The 14,675-nt window shown below is 45.2% G+C and carries 13 protein-coding genes; 5 read left to right on the top strand and 8 right to left on the bottom strand.

The window, feature by feature from the left end; translation table 11 throughout:
* Positions 1–403: 403 nt before the first annotated feature.
* The gene (locus tag AB4384_RS00780) at positions 404–1,876 is read left to right on the top strand and encodes an aminoacyl-histidine dipeptidase (protein ID WP_372128719.1); all 1,473 of its coding nucleotides are present in this window, start codon (positions 404–406) and stop codon (positions 1,874–1,876) included.
* Between the two features lie 138 nt (positions 1,877–2,014).
* Here AB4384_RS00780 and AB4384_RS00775 read toward each other — a convergent pair whose 3' ends face one another.
* Positions 2,015–2,554 (bottom strand): DUF3332 domain-containing protein, encoded by a 540-nt coding sequence (locus AB4384_RS00775; protein WP_017070352.1) that lies wholly within the window; start codon positions 2,552–2,554, stop codon positions 2,015–2,017.
* A 271-nt stretch (positions 2,555–2,825) separates the two neighbouring features.
* Between AB4384_RS00775 and AB4384_RS00770 the strand changes: the two genes are divergently transcribed.
* Complete coding sequence (locus AB4384_RS00770; protein ID WP_017060792.1) at positions 2,826–3,872, top strand: succinylglutamate desuccinylase/aspartoacylase family protein; 1,047 nt, start codon at positions 2,826–2,828, stop codon at positions 3,870–3,872.
* A 202-nt stretch (positions 3,873–4,074) separates the two neighbouring features.
* Here AB4384_RS00770 and AB4384_RS00765 read toward each other — a convergent pair whose 3' ends face one another.
* On the bottom strand, positions 4,075–4,392 hold the full coding sequence (locus tag AB4384_RS00765) for a DUF3622 domain-containing protein (RefSeq protein WP_372128717.1): 318 nt from the start codon (positions 4,390–4,392) through the stop codon (positions 4,075–4,077).
* Between the two features lie 354 nt (positions 4,393–4,746).
* Here AB4384_RS00765 and AB4384_RS00760 point away from each other — a divergent pair, with 354 nt between their 5' ends.
* Positions 4,747–5,754, top strand: a complete 1,008-nt coding sequence (locus AB4384_RS00760) for an adenosine deaminase (RefSeq protein WP_372128715.1) — start codon at positions 4,747–4,749, stop codon at positions 5,752–5,754.
* Between the two features lie 67 nt (positions 5,755–5,821).
* On the opposite strand, the gene AB4384_RS00755 is transcribed toward AB4384_RS00760, so the two are convergent.
* Entirely contained in the window at positions 5,822–7,006 is a 1,185-nt protein-coding gene (locus tag AB4384_RS00755) for an NnrS family protein (protein ID WP_136973734.1), read from the bottom strand.
* Between the two features lie 288 nt (positions 7,007–7,294).
* On the opposite strand from AB4384_RS00755, the gene AB4384_RS00750 reads away from it, so the two are divergent.
* A complete protein-coding gene (locus AB4384_RS00750) occupies positions 7,295–7,849 on the top strand; it encodes a gamma-glutamylcyclotransferase family protein (protein WP_017060795.1) in 555 nt (184 codons plus the stop codon).
* A 46-nt stretch (positions 7,850–7,895) separates the two neighbouring features.
* Here the strand turns inward: AB4384_RS00750 and AB4384_RS00745 are convergent, their stop codons facing one another.
* Entirely contained in the window at positions 7,896–8,228 is a 333-nt protein-coding gene (locus AB4384_RS00745) for a tRNA-binding protein (RefSeq protein ID WP_017060796.1), read from the bottom strand.
* A 197-nt stretch (positions 8,229–8,425) separates the two neighbouring features.
* On the opposite strand from AB4384_RS00745, the gene AB4384_RS00740 reads away from it, so the two are divergent.
* Positions 8,426–9,424: a substrate-binding domain-containing protein gene (locus AB4384_RS00740; RefSeq protein ID WP_017066816.1), complete on the top strand. Its 999-nt coding sequence runs from the start codon at positions 8,426–8,428 to the stop codon at positions 9,422–9,424.
* Positions 9,425–9,643: 219 nt separating this feature from the next.
* Here AB4384_RS00740 and galM read toward each other — a convergent pair whose 3' ends face one another.
* The 4 genes from galM to galE form a co-directional block, all read right to left on the bottom strand.
* Entirely contained in the window at positions 9,644–10,723 is a 1,080-nt protein-coding gene (gene galM / locus AB4384_RS00735; protein ID WP_248366597.1) for a galactose-1-epimerase, read from the bottom strand.
* A 111-nt stretch (positions 10,724–10,834) separates the two neighbouring features.
* A complete protein-coding gene (gene galK / locus AB4384_RS00730; protein ID WP_372128713.1) occupies positions 10,835–11,995 on the bottom strand; it encodes a galactokinase in 1,161 nt (386 codons plus the stop codon).
* Positions 11,996–12,226: 231 nt separating this feature from the next.
* Positions 12,227–13,282 carry a UDP-glucose--hexose-1-phosphate uridylyltransferase gene (locus tag AB4384_RS00725; RefSeq protein WP_017060800.1) on the bottom strand — a complete coding sequence of 352 codons (1,056 nt, stop codon included), beginning with the start codon at positions 13,280–13,282 and terminating at the stop codon, positions 12,227–12,229.
* 227 nt (positions 13,283–13,509) lie between these two features.
* Entirely contained in the window at positions 13,510–14,520 is a 1,011-nt protein-coding gene (gene galE / locus AB4384_RS00720; RefSeq protein ID WP_372128712.1) for a UDP-glucose 4-epimerase GalE, read from the bottom strand.
* Between the last annotated feature and the right edge of the window lie 155 nt (positions 14,521–14,675).

Raw genomic sequence — 14,675 nt, 5'->3', positions numbered from 1 at the left:
GGAGGCGATAAAACGGACTCATCCTTTGAGCATTTACTCTTCATCTCAGAAGATGGTTATTAATATACCCTAAAGAAAAAAGATTACAAGTATTTTTTGCTATACGTCACATTTTTGGCCATTTACGGTTATTTTGCAAACTTATTTTGTAATAAAATTACAAAATAGAATTAAACAAACGTTTGCCTGCTCCATTTATAAGCATCAAGGCGCTTAGCTGTGATCAGATGGACAAGATCGCTTTCAAAATTTGAGCTATTTGAGGTTTAGAACCGCTACTCGTCAAAACGCTCAAGTGGTATGCTGTTGCCATCAAAACAGACCCATATTTTAGATTTTTGTTCTAGGTTTTTCCCCATACAAAACCTAAATATATGGTTATTAAATAAAAAAGGAGTCATCCGTGTCTGAATTCCATTCTGAGATCAGTAAATTATCCCCTGCCCCTATCTGGCAGTTCTTCGATAAGATTTGCTCAATCCCACACCCTTCTAAGCATGAAGAAGAGCTTGCTCAATACATTATTGCTTGGGCAACAGAGCAAGGCCTAAATGTACGTCGTGACCCAACGGGTAACGTATTCATCAAAAAGCCAGCAACGGCGGGTATGGAAAACAAAAAAGGTGTAGTGCTACAAGCTCACATCGATATGGTTCCACAAAAGAACGAAGACACAGTTCATGACTTTGCTAAAGATCCAATTCAACCATACATTGATGGTGAGTGGGTTACAGCTAAAGGCACAACGCTTGGCGCTGATAACGGCATGGGCATGGCTTCTTGCCTAGCGGTTCTTGCTTCAAACGAAATCCAGCACGGCCCTATCGAAGTTCTACTAACAGTAGATGAAGAAGCAGGCATGACTGGTGCTTTCGGTCTTGAAGCGGGTTGGTTAGAAGGCGATATCCTTCTTAACACCGATTCAGAGCAAGAAGGCGAAGTGTACATGGGTTGTGCTGGCGGTATCGACGGCGCAATGACATTTGAAATTGCTCGTAATGCGATTCCAGCTGACTTCGTAACACGTAAGCTAACGCTAAAAGGCCTAAAAGGCGGTCACTCTGGTTGTGACATCCACACAGGTCGTGCAAACGCAAACAAACTGCTTGCTCGCTTCCTAGCGGGTCACGCAAAAGAGCTAGACCTTCGCATCGTCGAATTCAAAGGTGGTAGCCTTCGTAACGCGATCCCTCGTGAAGGTTTCGTAACGGTTGCTGTTCCTGCGGCAAACCAAGAAAAACTGGCTTCACTATACAACTACTACACTGAGCTGCTTTCAACAGAGCTAGGTAAAGTAGAAGACAGCATCGTGACTTTCAATGAAGAAGCTTCTGTAGAAATGGGCGCACTTGCGTCAGCAGACCAAGCTCGCTTTATCGCTGCACTTAACGCATGTCCAAACGGCGTGATTCGTATGAGTGACGAGATTGAAGGTGTTGTGGAAACGTCTCTAAACGTAGGTGTTATCACAACAGAAGAGAACTCAATCACAGTACTTTGCCTGATCCGCTCTCTTATCGATTCAGGTCGTAGCCAAGTAGAAAGCATGCTTCACTCTGTTGCTGAACTAGCAGGCGCTAACATCGCGTTCTCTGGTGCTTACCCAGGTTGGAAACCAGACGCAGATTCAGAAATCATGCATATCTTCCGTGACATGTACGAAGGTATCTACGGTCACAAGCCAAACATCATGGTTATCCATGCTGGTCTTGAGTGTGGTCTATTCAAAGAACCTTACCCGAACATGGATATGGTTTCTTTCGGCCCAACCATCAAGTTTCCGCACTCTCCTGATGAGAAAGTGAAGATCGACACCGTTGAGCTATTCTGGAACCAAATGGTTGCATTGCTTGAAGCGATCCCAGAAAAAGCTTAATTCGATAAGCTATGTTTGTTCAGTAAATGGTGTTTTACAGTAAACACCGTTTATCTGAGACAAAATAAAACAGGTACTCAATGAGTACCTGTTTTTGTATCTAATCTTTGTAGCTACTACTTGTGACTAAATAAACAATTAAGCGCGTGAAGCCGCGTAGCTTTCTAGCTCATCAATTGAAGTTTGTGCCACAACTTCGCCATCGATGAAGTACGTCACCATCTCGCCATCACGAACACCGATTAACGTCGCACGCTCACCAGACTGGTAAGTAATGTCCATTTGGATCGTGTTTTCATCAATCTGCTGCATTTGACCTTTTTCGATCACATCTGCACTCGTGATAGGACCCACTGGCGCTTCCGTTAGAGACGGATCAAGTTGGTGGTTGATGTCTAGGTAAGTATCAGTCTTAGTATCAAAGATGTGCGGAGCACCTGTTAGTGGGTTGCTACCAGTCCAGAACTCTAGTGAGTTGAATACTAGGTAATCGGCAGCAACTGTTAGACCGTATGCAGGTGCAAATAGCATGTTCAAACCACCACGAGCGTAACGGTTATCAACAGCCTTGATGTTGAACTTCATTAGGTAACCCGTTACTGCGTTGCTACCAACACAGCCAGATAAAGCAACAGATACCACCGCTAGTGCTACAACTTTTGAAATTGTTTTTTTCATTTTGATCTCAATATTTGAATTTGGCCGCCAAAAAATGGCGGTGGATAATACCAACGAACTGAATGACAAATATCAGCTCTAAGTTAATGTATTGTCAGAAAATTCAAAATTTTAAACACCCTTCAATTAGCCAGATAAAAAACTGAAACCAATTCAGAAGCCCCTTCATAAAAAACTTTTGTCGTCACCGTAAAGCGATTGATTCGTACTAAAAATCAACGATTGCTACATTCCGTGTTAACGAATTATCACCATGTTGAGAACAACCTAAATGGCAAGACTAAAACCTAATCAACCATTCGAATTACTTGGTTATACTGTTCAGCCAGGACAGCGAATGGAGATTGAACTGCAAGCGGCTCAGCTTTACACGCATTCTCCACTTTCGATCCCGATTGAAATTATTCACGGTCGCCAAGCAGGCCCAACACTGATGGTAAATGCGGCTATCCACGGCGATGAGCTAAACGGTGTTGAGATTGCACGACAACTGACCAATGCGATTGATCCAAAGAAACTGAAAGGGACATTAATTGTTGTGCCTATCGTTAACGTATTTGGCTTTATCCATAAATCTCGTTACCTACCAGACCGTCGTGACCTAAACCGTTGCTTCCCTGGCAGTGAGAAAGGATCGTTAACATCACGTATCGCTTACACCTTCTTTGAGAACGTGGCAAAGCACTGTGATTACATTCTGGATCTACACACGGGCGCGATTCACCGTACCAATCTGCCACAGATTCGTGCAAACCTATCGAACCCTGAGACACTGCGCATCGCAAAAGCGTTCGCAACACCCGTGATTATTGATTCTCCACTGCGCGACGGTTCACTGCGTAGCGAAGCGGAAAAACTGGGTATTCCTGTATTAACTTACGAAGGTGGTGAAGCGCTGCGTTTTGATCACCTCGCGATTCGTGCGGGTTACCTTGGCGTGCATCAAGTGATGAAAGAAATCGGCATGCTGCGCCCTAACCGTAAGAAGTTACCAGAGCCAGTATTGAGTAAATCCACCAGCTGGATCCGCGCTGAATCAGACGGTATTTTGCGTAACATGGTAAGACTTGGCGAACAGGTTGAAGCAGGACAAACCCTTGCTTACATCAGCTCTCCATTGGGTCACCAAGAAGGCCAAGTGATCACAACCAAAGGCGGTATCGTGATTGGTCAGCAAACTCTGCCTTTGGTCAACGAAGGTGATGCTGTGTTCCACATCGCTTACTTCAAGCAAGACGATGAAGAAGTAGGACAATCAGTAGAAAGCTACATTGAAGAAGTGGCAGAAGACGATTGGCTAACTGCACTGAATAACTGATCAGACAATGCTTAACAGTTTAAGAGCTCGACGTTAAAAGCGAGAAGCCAAACCGAGCTCTTAAACACAATAAAACAGAACTCCACAAACTAAAAAGCCCCAATACACTTTTAACTGTAAAGAAAAAAGTTGTATCGGGGCTTTTTTTTCACAAATCCCTTATCTTAAAATTAAGGGATCTATAAATTAGTCATGCACTGAATTACTCAGCGTCTTCTTGCTCTTCTGCACGAGCTTTAGCGCGCGCTTCACGTGCTTGCTCAGCTTTAAGCTCTTTAGTGTGACGTAATTCATCACGCTCTTTACGCTGCTCTGATTTACGCTCGTTACGTTCAGCTTGGTTAGCGATGAAAGATGCTAGCTCTTTCTCTGCCCAATCTTGTGCTAGAGCTTCAGTTTCGAAACCAGACTCACGCTTAGATACTGTAGTGCTGCGAGACGTTACTTGACGAGTAATCTCTGCACACCAACCGTTGCGTTTTTCTGTAAGGCGGATATCAAATTTTTTGTTCTTAGACATGTTCTATTTTTTCCTAAGGGAGATCATTAAGGGATCGGTCACTTTGATAACTCCATCTAAGTGAGCATCTTTTAACACCATCCCTTGGTAAGCGCGGTATTAGAGCACAAATCAATGAATATTGCTGCAAATATTTGCAGCGGATCACACTCCCATGCTGCAAATCGTTTGCGCCGGATTTCAATGGGTTCGTAACTCTCGATTCATCATCAACTTCTGTGCAATTTTATCGACAACAATGAAATGAACTATGCTCAAACAGAGATAAATGAAAGAGATAACCTGCAGGCTCAGGTTTACAGACTCTACTGTCTCGCCTACTCCGCCCATAATTAAAATAGCTAAGGAGTTGCTATGGATAGCTTCATCAAACATTTACCCAAGGTTGAGCTGCATTTACATATTGAAGGCACGCTAGAACCTGAGCTGATGTTCCAACTGGCCAAGCGCAATAACGTGTCGATTCCCTTTGATAACCCAGACCAAGTAAGAGACGCGTACCAATTCCACAATCTTCAGTCTTTTCTCGATATCTATTATCAAGGCGCTAACGTACTGATTCATGAACAGGATTTCTATGACCTGACTTGGGCTTATCTACTCAAGTGCCAACAAGATAATGTGGTTCATACTGAGATCTTTTTTGACCCTCAAACCCACACCGAACGTGGCATTGCCTTTGAAGTCATCATAGGTGGGATTACTCAAGCTTTGAATCAAGCCGAGCAAGAACTAGGGATCAGCAGCCAACTGATCATGTGCTTTCTGCGTCATCTCGATGAAGACAGCGCTTTTGAAACACTCAAACAAGCCCTTCCTTATAAAGATAAGATCATTGCCGTTGGGTTAGATTCATCAGAACAGGGCAATCCACCAGAGAAGTTTAAACATGTATTCCAAGAAGCGATCAACCAAGGCTTTCTGACTGTCGCGCACGCCGGAGAAGAAGGCCCAGCACAAAATATTATCGACGCAGTGAGCTTGTTAGGCATTACCCGAATTGATCATGGCGTTCGCTGTGTAGAAGATGAAGACTTGATGGAACAGCTAATAGCAAAACGTACACCACTGACCGTCTGCCCGCTGTCGAATACCAAGCTCAAGGTGTTTGAGACCATGCAAGAGCACAACATCGTCGAGTTGCTGAGAAAAGGGCTGTGCGTCACCATCAATTCCGATGATCCGGCTTACTTCGGCGGCTATATGAATGATAACTTCCTCGCCGTCGCCAATGCTCACCCAGTGACCAAAAACGAATTGGCGCAGTTCAGTATTAATGCCATCGAAGCCAGTTTTATCTCGCCTCACGCCAAGGAAGATCTCATCACACAGGTACGCCAATACCTTGCTGCGAGTACTTAATGAGTTATCAAGATCAAAAAGGGAAGCTCTGAGCTTCCCTATCTATATCAATAGATAACTAATTGGCTTAGCCCGGGTGACCATCCACTCTTGGCGTTAACAGCATCATCCCAAATTTCCAGATAAATAGACCGAACGCTAACGTCCATAAACCCGCGCTGATATTGACCATCTCAAATAAATACGCCGGGAAGAATGTCACACCTAAACTACGAACGAGTGCCGCGATAAATATAGCCGAGAACGCCAAAGCCATACTTGGCCCTTTATAGATAGCACGGCCAGTATGTCCCATTGTCACGCGCGTGATCATCGCCAGAATTAACCCACTCAAACCGCCAATCGCAAACAGGTGCAGCATGTTATGGCTCGCGAACGGGTTATCTAGCAAACCGCGTAACAGCAAGCTGAGAGGGATACATAGGTAAGCCGCATGCAGCGACCACACCAAGGGTTCTGATAGTGTTGTCCAAGGCTTCCAGCGGATAAAGCGCACCAACTGTGTCACACCTGCAAATACCATCAACTCATTGCCGACTTGAGCAAAGGTCAATGGGAAGAAGCTCAACACAAATAAGCCAACCAAAGGTAGATTGGCTAACCATTCCAACCAAACCAAGGGCTGCGCTTTTTCGAAATCAAAACGACGCGCTGTAAAGAATGGGAGCACTCGCCCACCCATCACTGATAACAGCAAGGTAAACCACCACAACATAGCCTGCCAAACTGCAGACGATGGGAATGGAGGCATCCCCTTAATGGTCGCGTAACTAGCAAAGTTCGCCACGATAGCCAATATAAACAGTGGCACAAAGAATAGATTCTTCCAGCCTTTCGACTTCACGACTCGGAAACCAATTTCGTAGGCGGCGAAGATTAAGAACAGCGCCTCAACCGACGAGATCAGCCATAACGGAGCGGGTGTCCAAAACAGAATACGAGGTGCGAGCCACAAACCGACTAGCGCAGCTAATCGATAATGCTTGGTGCCATTGACACCCGTCCACGTTTGTACTGCCGTTAACACAAAACCGACCACTATCGCCATTGAGAAACCAAACAGCATCTCATGCACGTGCCACCACAGTGCGGGAACTTTTAAAATCTCAGGCTGACCGTTTTGGAACATGATGACCCAAGCGACAATCGCGATCACTGCATAGAGACTGCCTAAAAAGAAGAAAGGTCGAAAGCCTAAACGCAGGTAGGCTGGAATCGCGTCTTCTACACTTTTATCTGTGATATTTAACAAACTCGCTCCTAATTCTCAGATAAGCGGCCAAGGTATTACCTAAACCAAATTTTGTGTGCATCAAATCCGATGCAATATGCAGATCACATTGCATGAAACGCGCCAATTAGATAAAACCAGTAAAAACAGCGACTCACGAGATTCAATAGCCAATAAATAAGTCAAAAAAACACAACCAAAAGAGTCATAAGGACATATACATGTATAAATAGAAACTTACTGACTTTTGGTATCTCGCCACATATAGTAAGACTAGACTTAAATGGAACAACTCAGACAAGGAATGCGATGTATATTTTTGGTTATGGCAGTTTAATCAACTCATCTTCACGTCAGCTTACCGGTCAGACAGGGCAAGCGATCCCTGCGATTGTTCATGGTTTGATTCGCCATTGGAGCAAGATCGATGACAGCTATGTCTTATCCCCTTTGATCGTCAATCTCGGCGAAGGACAAGTGAATGGTGTGTTGCTTGAGGTGGATGATATTGCACTGGCTGAGTTTGATCGCCGTGAGCGTGGTTATCACCGTATCGAATTAAAGGCCTCTCAGATAGAAAGCCAAGATGAATTCAAACAGGATCAACCGATCTGGGTTTACATCAAAGACGAGATTGAAGCACCTTGCGAAAACAGCCCTATCGTTCAAACCTACGTCGATACTGTATTAGCAGGATGTTTAGAGGTGTCTGAAAGCTTTGCGGCGCACTTCGTTAAACACACACAAGGTTGGCATCACCCATTAGAAAATGATCGCCACCAGCCTAAATACGGCAACCTTGCTGGGGTTTCCGATCACCATCACAGTGTGATTGATGGCTTGATACTAACTGTACGCAGCTAGTTGATTTAGGTTGGTGAACACATTGACTCACCAACCTAAAGTGAGCTTAAACGACACGAATACCTGCTGGCATCGCACGTTCAGGTGTTAGCAATACACTTTCAGATTCATCTTCCGTTTCTGCACAAAGCAACATGCACTCAGAAGTGTGGCCTCTCATCTTCGCCTTCGCTAGATTGCACAAAACAACAACCTGCTTACCCATCAACTCTTCTTCTGTGTAGTAAGGGACTAGGCTGGTCACCGTTTGCAGTGTCTTGTCACCAACATCCACTTGCACTATGTAAAGCTTGTCGGCGTTTTCATGACGCACAACCTCAATGATCTTACCCACACGCATTTCTAACTTAGCAAAGTCACCATAAGAGACAGTATCCATTTCTCACTTCCTATATTGGTTTATTTTCACTCATTAAATCATTTACTAAAATTAAGTAAAATGTAAATGTTTACACTAGCATTAAGCCTAATAATTACAAGCGGTAAAGATCTCATTACTGGAAGTAAAATGAGAGTTTCGTTGCCTTACTATCATTGTCGGTGTTAAATAGATGAAGCAATGTATAGAGGTTAAAAATGGCAACAATTAAAGATGTAGCAAAGGAAGCTGGTGTTTCTGTTGCAACCGTATCTCGAGTGATCAACAAGTCTCCCAAGGCGAGTGCAAGCTCGGTAGAATCTGTAACTAAAGCGATGTCTAAACTTGGCTATCGACCGAATGCCAATGCTCGAGCGCTGGTAAGCCAAAGCACGAACACTGTTGGTGTATTGGTCGGTGACATCTCCGATCCCTTTTTTGGCACGCTGGTTAAGGCTGTCGACAATGTCGCTCGTGAGAACGGAAAACATATCCTTGTCGGTAATGGCTCGCACGATCGTGAAGAAGAGAGACAAGCGATTGAATTGCTGATTAACAGCCGTTGTGACGCCCTGGTGATCCACTCTAAAGGCCTCACCGACGAAGAACTGATTGCCTATGCAAAAGAGGTCAAAGGCTTAGTACTGATCAACCGTTATATTGCTGAGATTGCCAACCACTGTATTTTCTTAGACAACAAAAAAGGTGCGTATCTTGCGACGGAATATCTGATCCGCCATGGCCATAAGAACATTGCCTGTATCGCCTCATCGCATAGCATTGAAGATGCCGATGAGCGTATCCAAGGTTACTTAGCGGCACTCTCAGATTACAAAATAGCGCTCTCTGACAGCTATATTGAATACTCAGCGCCGACCAGTGACGGTGGCGAATACGCCATGACTAACCTTCTGACTAAGTCACTGCCAATCACTGGCATTGTGGCGTACAACGATTACATGGCAGCTGGTGCTTTGTCTGTCCTTGATGAAAACGGTATTCAAGCGCCAGACAAAATGTCGATCATCGGTTTCGATGATGGTTTGATTGCCCGCTATGTTCATCCAAAGCTCACCACTATTCGCTACCCGATTCAGATGATGGCAGAGAAAGCGACACGACTCGCGTTGCACTTAGCCAAAGGTGAAAACACCTCAACTGAACCAATGATGTTCTCTCCAACTCTGGTACGCCGTAATTCGGTAGAGAAAGTCTAGGTTCTGGTCGACTCATCAAGCAATAAACAAAAAAAAGCCCTAACAGAATCGCTTCTGTTAGGGCTTTCCTACCTTACTCAGATACTCAACAATCGCGCTTAATAAACCGCACTCTTGTTGAGCGCCACTTTTGCTCATCCCCCAAGAACAACGCGATAATTCACATCGTCCTATTCACAAACAAAAAATATTGACGTAACCGCTTTGAGCTAGAGCGTACTAGTTTGAAGAATCCCCCGAAAATTCAAACTGGTAACAGGTACTGTAGTTATATTCTTGTTCAGGCTTGAGAATACAACTGTCCTGCTTCCACTCTGGGTGGTTAGGAGAGTCAGGTAAGAACTGGGTTTCTAGCGCCAAACCAGCGTAGTCTTCATAGCTGCCACCACTTCGGTTTGGTGTGCCACCAAGCCAGTTTCCGGTGTATAGCTGCATCGCAGGTTTGGTTGAAAATACTTTTAGTGTGACGAGCGCATCCGGTGAGGTTACGGTCGCGGCGCATTGAGTGCGTTTGCAGCCATCAGCCAATAAGAAAGAGTGGTCGTAACCCTTTGCTGCTTTCTGCTGTTCATCGCCCAACAAACGCTCTGAGATCATCATAGGCTGATTGAAGTCAAAGCTGGTCGATTTCACTGATTTAAGGTTACCTAACGGAATACCCACCGAATTGGTCGGTAAGAACTGATTAGCATTGATACTGACAATGTGTGACAAACAATCGTGTCCAGCTTCAGCGCCAAGTAGATTGAAGTACGCATGATTCGTTAGGTTGACTACAGTCGGCTTGTCTGTGGTTGCAGAGTAATTAATGGAAACTCGATTGTCTTCGGTGATGTCATAACGTACCGACACATTCAAATTCCCCGGGAATCCTTGGTCGCCATCAGCAGACTCTAGACTGAACACCACTGACGTTTCGGTTTGCTCGGCAATATTCCAACGGCGTTTATCAAATCCGTTCGGGCCACCATGTAAGGTATTGCCCGCTTGGTTGGTTTCCAGCTTGTAATTCTGACCATCAATTTTGAAACGACCATTAGCAATGCGGTTAGCATAACGGCCAACGGTTGTGCCCATATAGCTGGCTTGTTTATCGAAGTTCTCCATTGAGTTAACACCCAACAAAACTTCTCTTTTGTTTCCTTTTACTGGCAGGATACAGCTCAACCATGTTGCACCAATATCCATGAATGTCACTTGCATGCCATGCGTATTTGATAGCGTCACTAACTGAGCGGGTTGGCCATCATAGGCAGGAGTCTGCGTCATGGATTGATGCAGGTTTTGCTCTTGTGTCATTCTAAATTCCTTCTAGTGCCAGTAAAAAGCCTCTACCTGAAGTAAAGGCTTTAGCATTTGGCCTACCATGATCTTTTTAGTTGGTAAGCTCTATATTAAGTCTCGAAGCCGTTAGATTACTTCAACTAAGCCTGCTCCGTCTTTCGCTTGGCACACATAAATAGATTCTTTTAGACCCGTCGCCGCTTGATATTTCTGCTCAACGGTTGTTTTGATTTCATCAACCAATGCAGGTGGAACCAATGCCACAATACAACCACCGAAACCACCGCCAGTCATACGCACGCCACCTTGCTCACCGATCACTTCTTTGACCATATCAACCAGCGTATCGATTTCTTTCACCGTGATTTCAAAATCATCACGCATTGATGCATGCGATTCAGCCATCAACTCACCCATGCGTTTCATATCATGAGTGCGCAGAGCTTGAGCCGCTTCAACAGTACGGTCATTTTCAGTAATCACGTGACGAGCACGTTTCGCGACCATTTCATCTAACTCAGACTCTTTCGCTTTGAACTGCTCAATGGTCACATCACGAAGTGCCGGAACACCAAAGATGCGCGCCGCTTCTTCACACTGTTCACGACGTGTGTTGTATTCGCTGTCGACTAAGCCGCGTTTCTTGTTTGAGTTGATGATAACCACAGCCATATCTTCTGGCATTGAAACCGCTTGAGTTTCTAAGCTACGACAATCCAAAAGCATCGCGTGGTTTGCACGACCTTCTGCAGAGATCATTTGGTCCATGATGCCGCAGTTACAGCCCACAAATTCGTTTTCGGCCTGCTGACCATTTAGCGCCACTTCGGCTTGGCTGATCTCTAGGTTATAAAGCACCTTGAATGTTTGACCAATCACCACTTCCAGTGCCGCAGAAGAACTTAAACCTGCACCTTGAGGCACGTTACCCGTTACAGAGATGTCTGCACCTGTAAATTCAAAGCCGCGACCTTTTAAGCACTTCACCACACCACGAATGTAGTTAGCCCACATCTTGTCTTGTTGGAATGTGATCTCTTGAGTTAAATCGAACTCATCGACTGCATTACCGTAGTCCACTGATACTACGCGAACAATGTTGTCGTCACGCTTAGCCGCGGCGACTACCGTTTGGTAGTTAATGGCACACGGTAGAACAAAACCATCGTTGTAGTCAGTGTGCTCGCCGATCAGGTTCACACGACCTGGTGCTTGGATAATATGAGTCGCTTGGTAACAAAGGACTTGCTCAAAAGATGCTTTCACGTTTTGGATTAGGTCAGACATAAGTAAACTCTCTGGTTAAACTCTTTGTTCAATTGGTTATGGCCCCTTCACGGCACCACTTTAATTCTTTTAGATTCCCTATATCGTTCGTCGCTCACGGTAGGGAATGACAACATCAGCGACTAAACTTTTAAGCTTCTAAGCTCTTAAACTTATGGGCTTTTCATCTGCCGTCATTCCAGAATCGAGGGACGAGATATCAGGAATCTCGCTCGTTATCTACGAAACAGGCTATTCCTGCTCTTTGTAGTGAACGTCACTCAAATCACGAAGACGTTGTGCCGCTTGTTCTGCGGTTAAATCACGCTGAGACTCAGCCAACATTTCGTAGCCGACCATGAATTTACGAACCGAAGCACTGCGCAACAGTGGCGGGTAGAACAACGCATGTAGCTGCCAATGGTCGATGTCAGTACCTTCTTCGAAGAACGGCGCATAGTGCCAGCCCATTGAGTAAGGGAATGAGCATTGGAACAAGTTGTCGTAACGGCTCGTCAGCTTCTTAATCGCAAGCGCTAAATCATCACGCTGCTCGTCAGTCAGTTCACTCATACGGCGGATGTGTGTTTTTGGCAGCAACATGGTTTCAAATGGCCACGCTGCCCAGTAAGGCACCACAGCAATCCAATGTTCGGTTTCAACCACAGTACGAGAGCCGTCTTTCATTTCAGCTTCAACGTAATCCACTAAAAGATTAGAACCTTGTTGTTCGAAGTACTCTTTTAGTAGTTTTTCTTTGCGTTCAATCTCGTTGGGTAAAAAGCTGTTTGCCCAGATTTGACCGTGTGGGTGTGGCTGAGAGCAGCCCATGGTCTCACCTTTGTTTTCAAACGCTTGAACCCACAGGTAGTCTTTACCTAGCTCTTCAATCTGTTCATTCCAGGTATCGATAACACCACGGATCTTGTTTACCGGAAGCTCCGGCAGCGTTTTGCTGTGGTCCGGAGAGAAACAGATCACGCGGCTCAACCCACGTACACCTTGAGTCTTGAATAGAGGGTTATCAGACTCTGGAGCATCAGGTGAGTCAGGCATCAACGCCGCGAAATCATTACTGAATACATAAGTGCCGTCGTAATCTGGGTTTTCATCGCCCGAAATACGCGTATTGGTTGGGCACAAGAAACACTCTTTCTCATACGCAGGAAGCTGCGCAGTCGATGGTTTTTCATCTTGGCCACTCCAAGGACGCTTTGCTCGGTGCGGTGATACTAAGATCCACTGACCCGTTAATGGGTTATAACGACGGTGCGGATGGTCTACTGGGTTAAATTCAACTTTTGACATGTTTAGATTGCTCTCAAATTTTGTGTCTTGGTCAATTCACCAAGATGAATAATTCTTCTACAAGGAGATTCCCTATCACGCTCGTACCTCGCTGTAGGGAATGACGTGTAATCTCATGTGCTAGTGATACAACGGCTATCGCTTCATATCCTTATGCTCATCCGTCATTCCAGAATCGAGGTACGAGATATCTGGAATCTCTCTTTTTTCAATAACTTAAAAGTTCTTTAGTAACCTTGTGGGTTATTCGACTGCCAATTCCACGTATCCGCTGTCATCTCCATCACGCTACGCGTCGCCTTCCAGCCAAGCTCGCGCTCTGCTTTTTCAGTGCTTGCCCAACATTCGGCAATGTCACCTGCGCGGCGTGGGCAAAGTTCATAAGGAACCGGTTTGCCCGATGCTTGTGCGAAGGCTTCAACCATCTCGAGTACACTTGAGCCTTTGCCCGTACCTAGGTTGTAAATGTGTAAACCCGCCTTCTCGCCAACCGCTTTCAATGCGGCTACGTGTCCGTCCGCTAAATCCATAACATGAATATAGTCGCGAACGCCTGTGCCATCGACTGTTGGGTAATCGTTTCCAAAAACAGCCAATTTGTCGCGACGACCTACCGCTACTTGAGCAATAAACGGCATCAGATTGTTTGGGATACCTTGTGGGTCTTCACCCATAGTGCCCGATGGATGGGCGCCAACTGGGTTGAAGTAACGCAGTAAAGTGACGCTCCAGTCGTTCTCCGCGTTGAACAGATCGCTCAAGCACTCTTCCACCATATATTTGCTGCGACCATAAGGGTTAGTTGTCGCGCCAGTTGGTGAAGTTTCAGTAATCGGCACTACTTCTGGATCACCGTAAACGGTAGCCGAAGAACTAAATACGATGCTTTTCACGCCCGCTTTCTTCATGCTTCGAGCTAACACTAGTGAACCATTAACGTTGTTATCGTAGTACTCCAAAGGCTTAGCCACCGACTCCCCTACCGCTTTCAGGCCAGCAAAGTGAATCACGGCTTGGATATCGTTTTCTGAAAACACGCTATCTAGAAAAGATTGGTCACGAATGTCGCCAAGATAAAACGTTGGTCGCTTGCCAGTTAACGATTCGATTCGTTTCAGCACTAGCTCTTTGCTGTTGCAAAGGTTATCAACAATGATCGGCTCCATACCTGCCTGTATCATTTGAATGCATGTATGACTTCCGATGTAACCCATGCCGCCCGTAACCAGTACTTTCACAATCAACCTCTCTTTGTCGTCATTCGTGGGCTAACTCGAACTGACATTCAGCTCAGTAGCACCGTATGTCAGAAATAGTAGCAGCCATTTTGACTATAATTCTGTGATCAAAACCACGAAGTGTAAACGTTTACACTAACTTTCATCATTGGTAC

The sequence above is a fragment of the Vibrio sp. 10N.261.51.A4 genome (genome assembly GCF_041471945.1).
GTDB classification, from domain to species: Bacteria; Pseudomonadota; Gammaproteobacteria; order Enterobacterales; family Vibrionaceae; genus Vibrio; species Vibrio crassostreae_C.
This window is presented reverse-complemented; position numbering and strand designations above follow the sequence as displayed.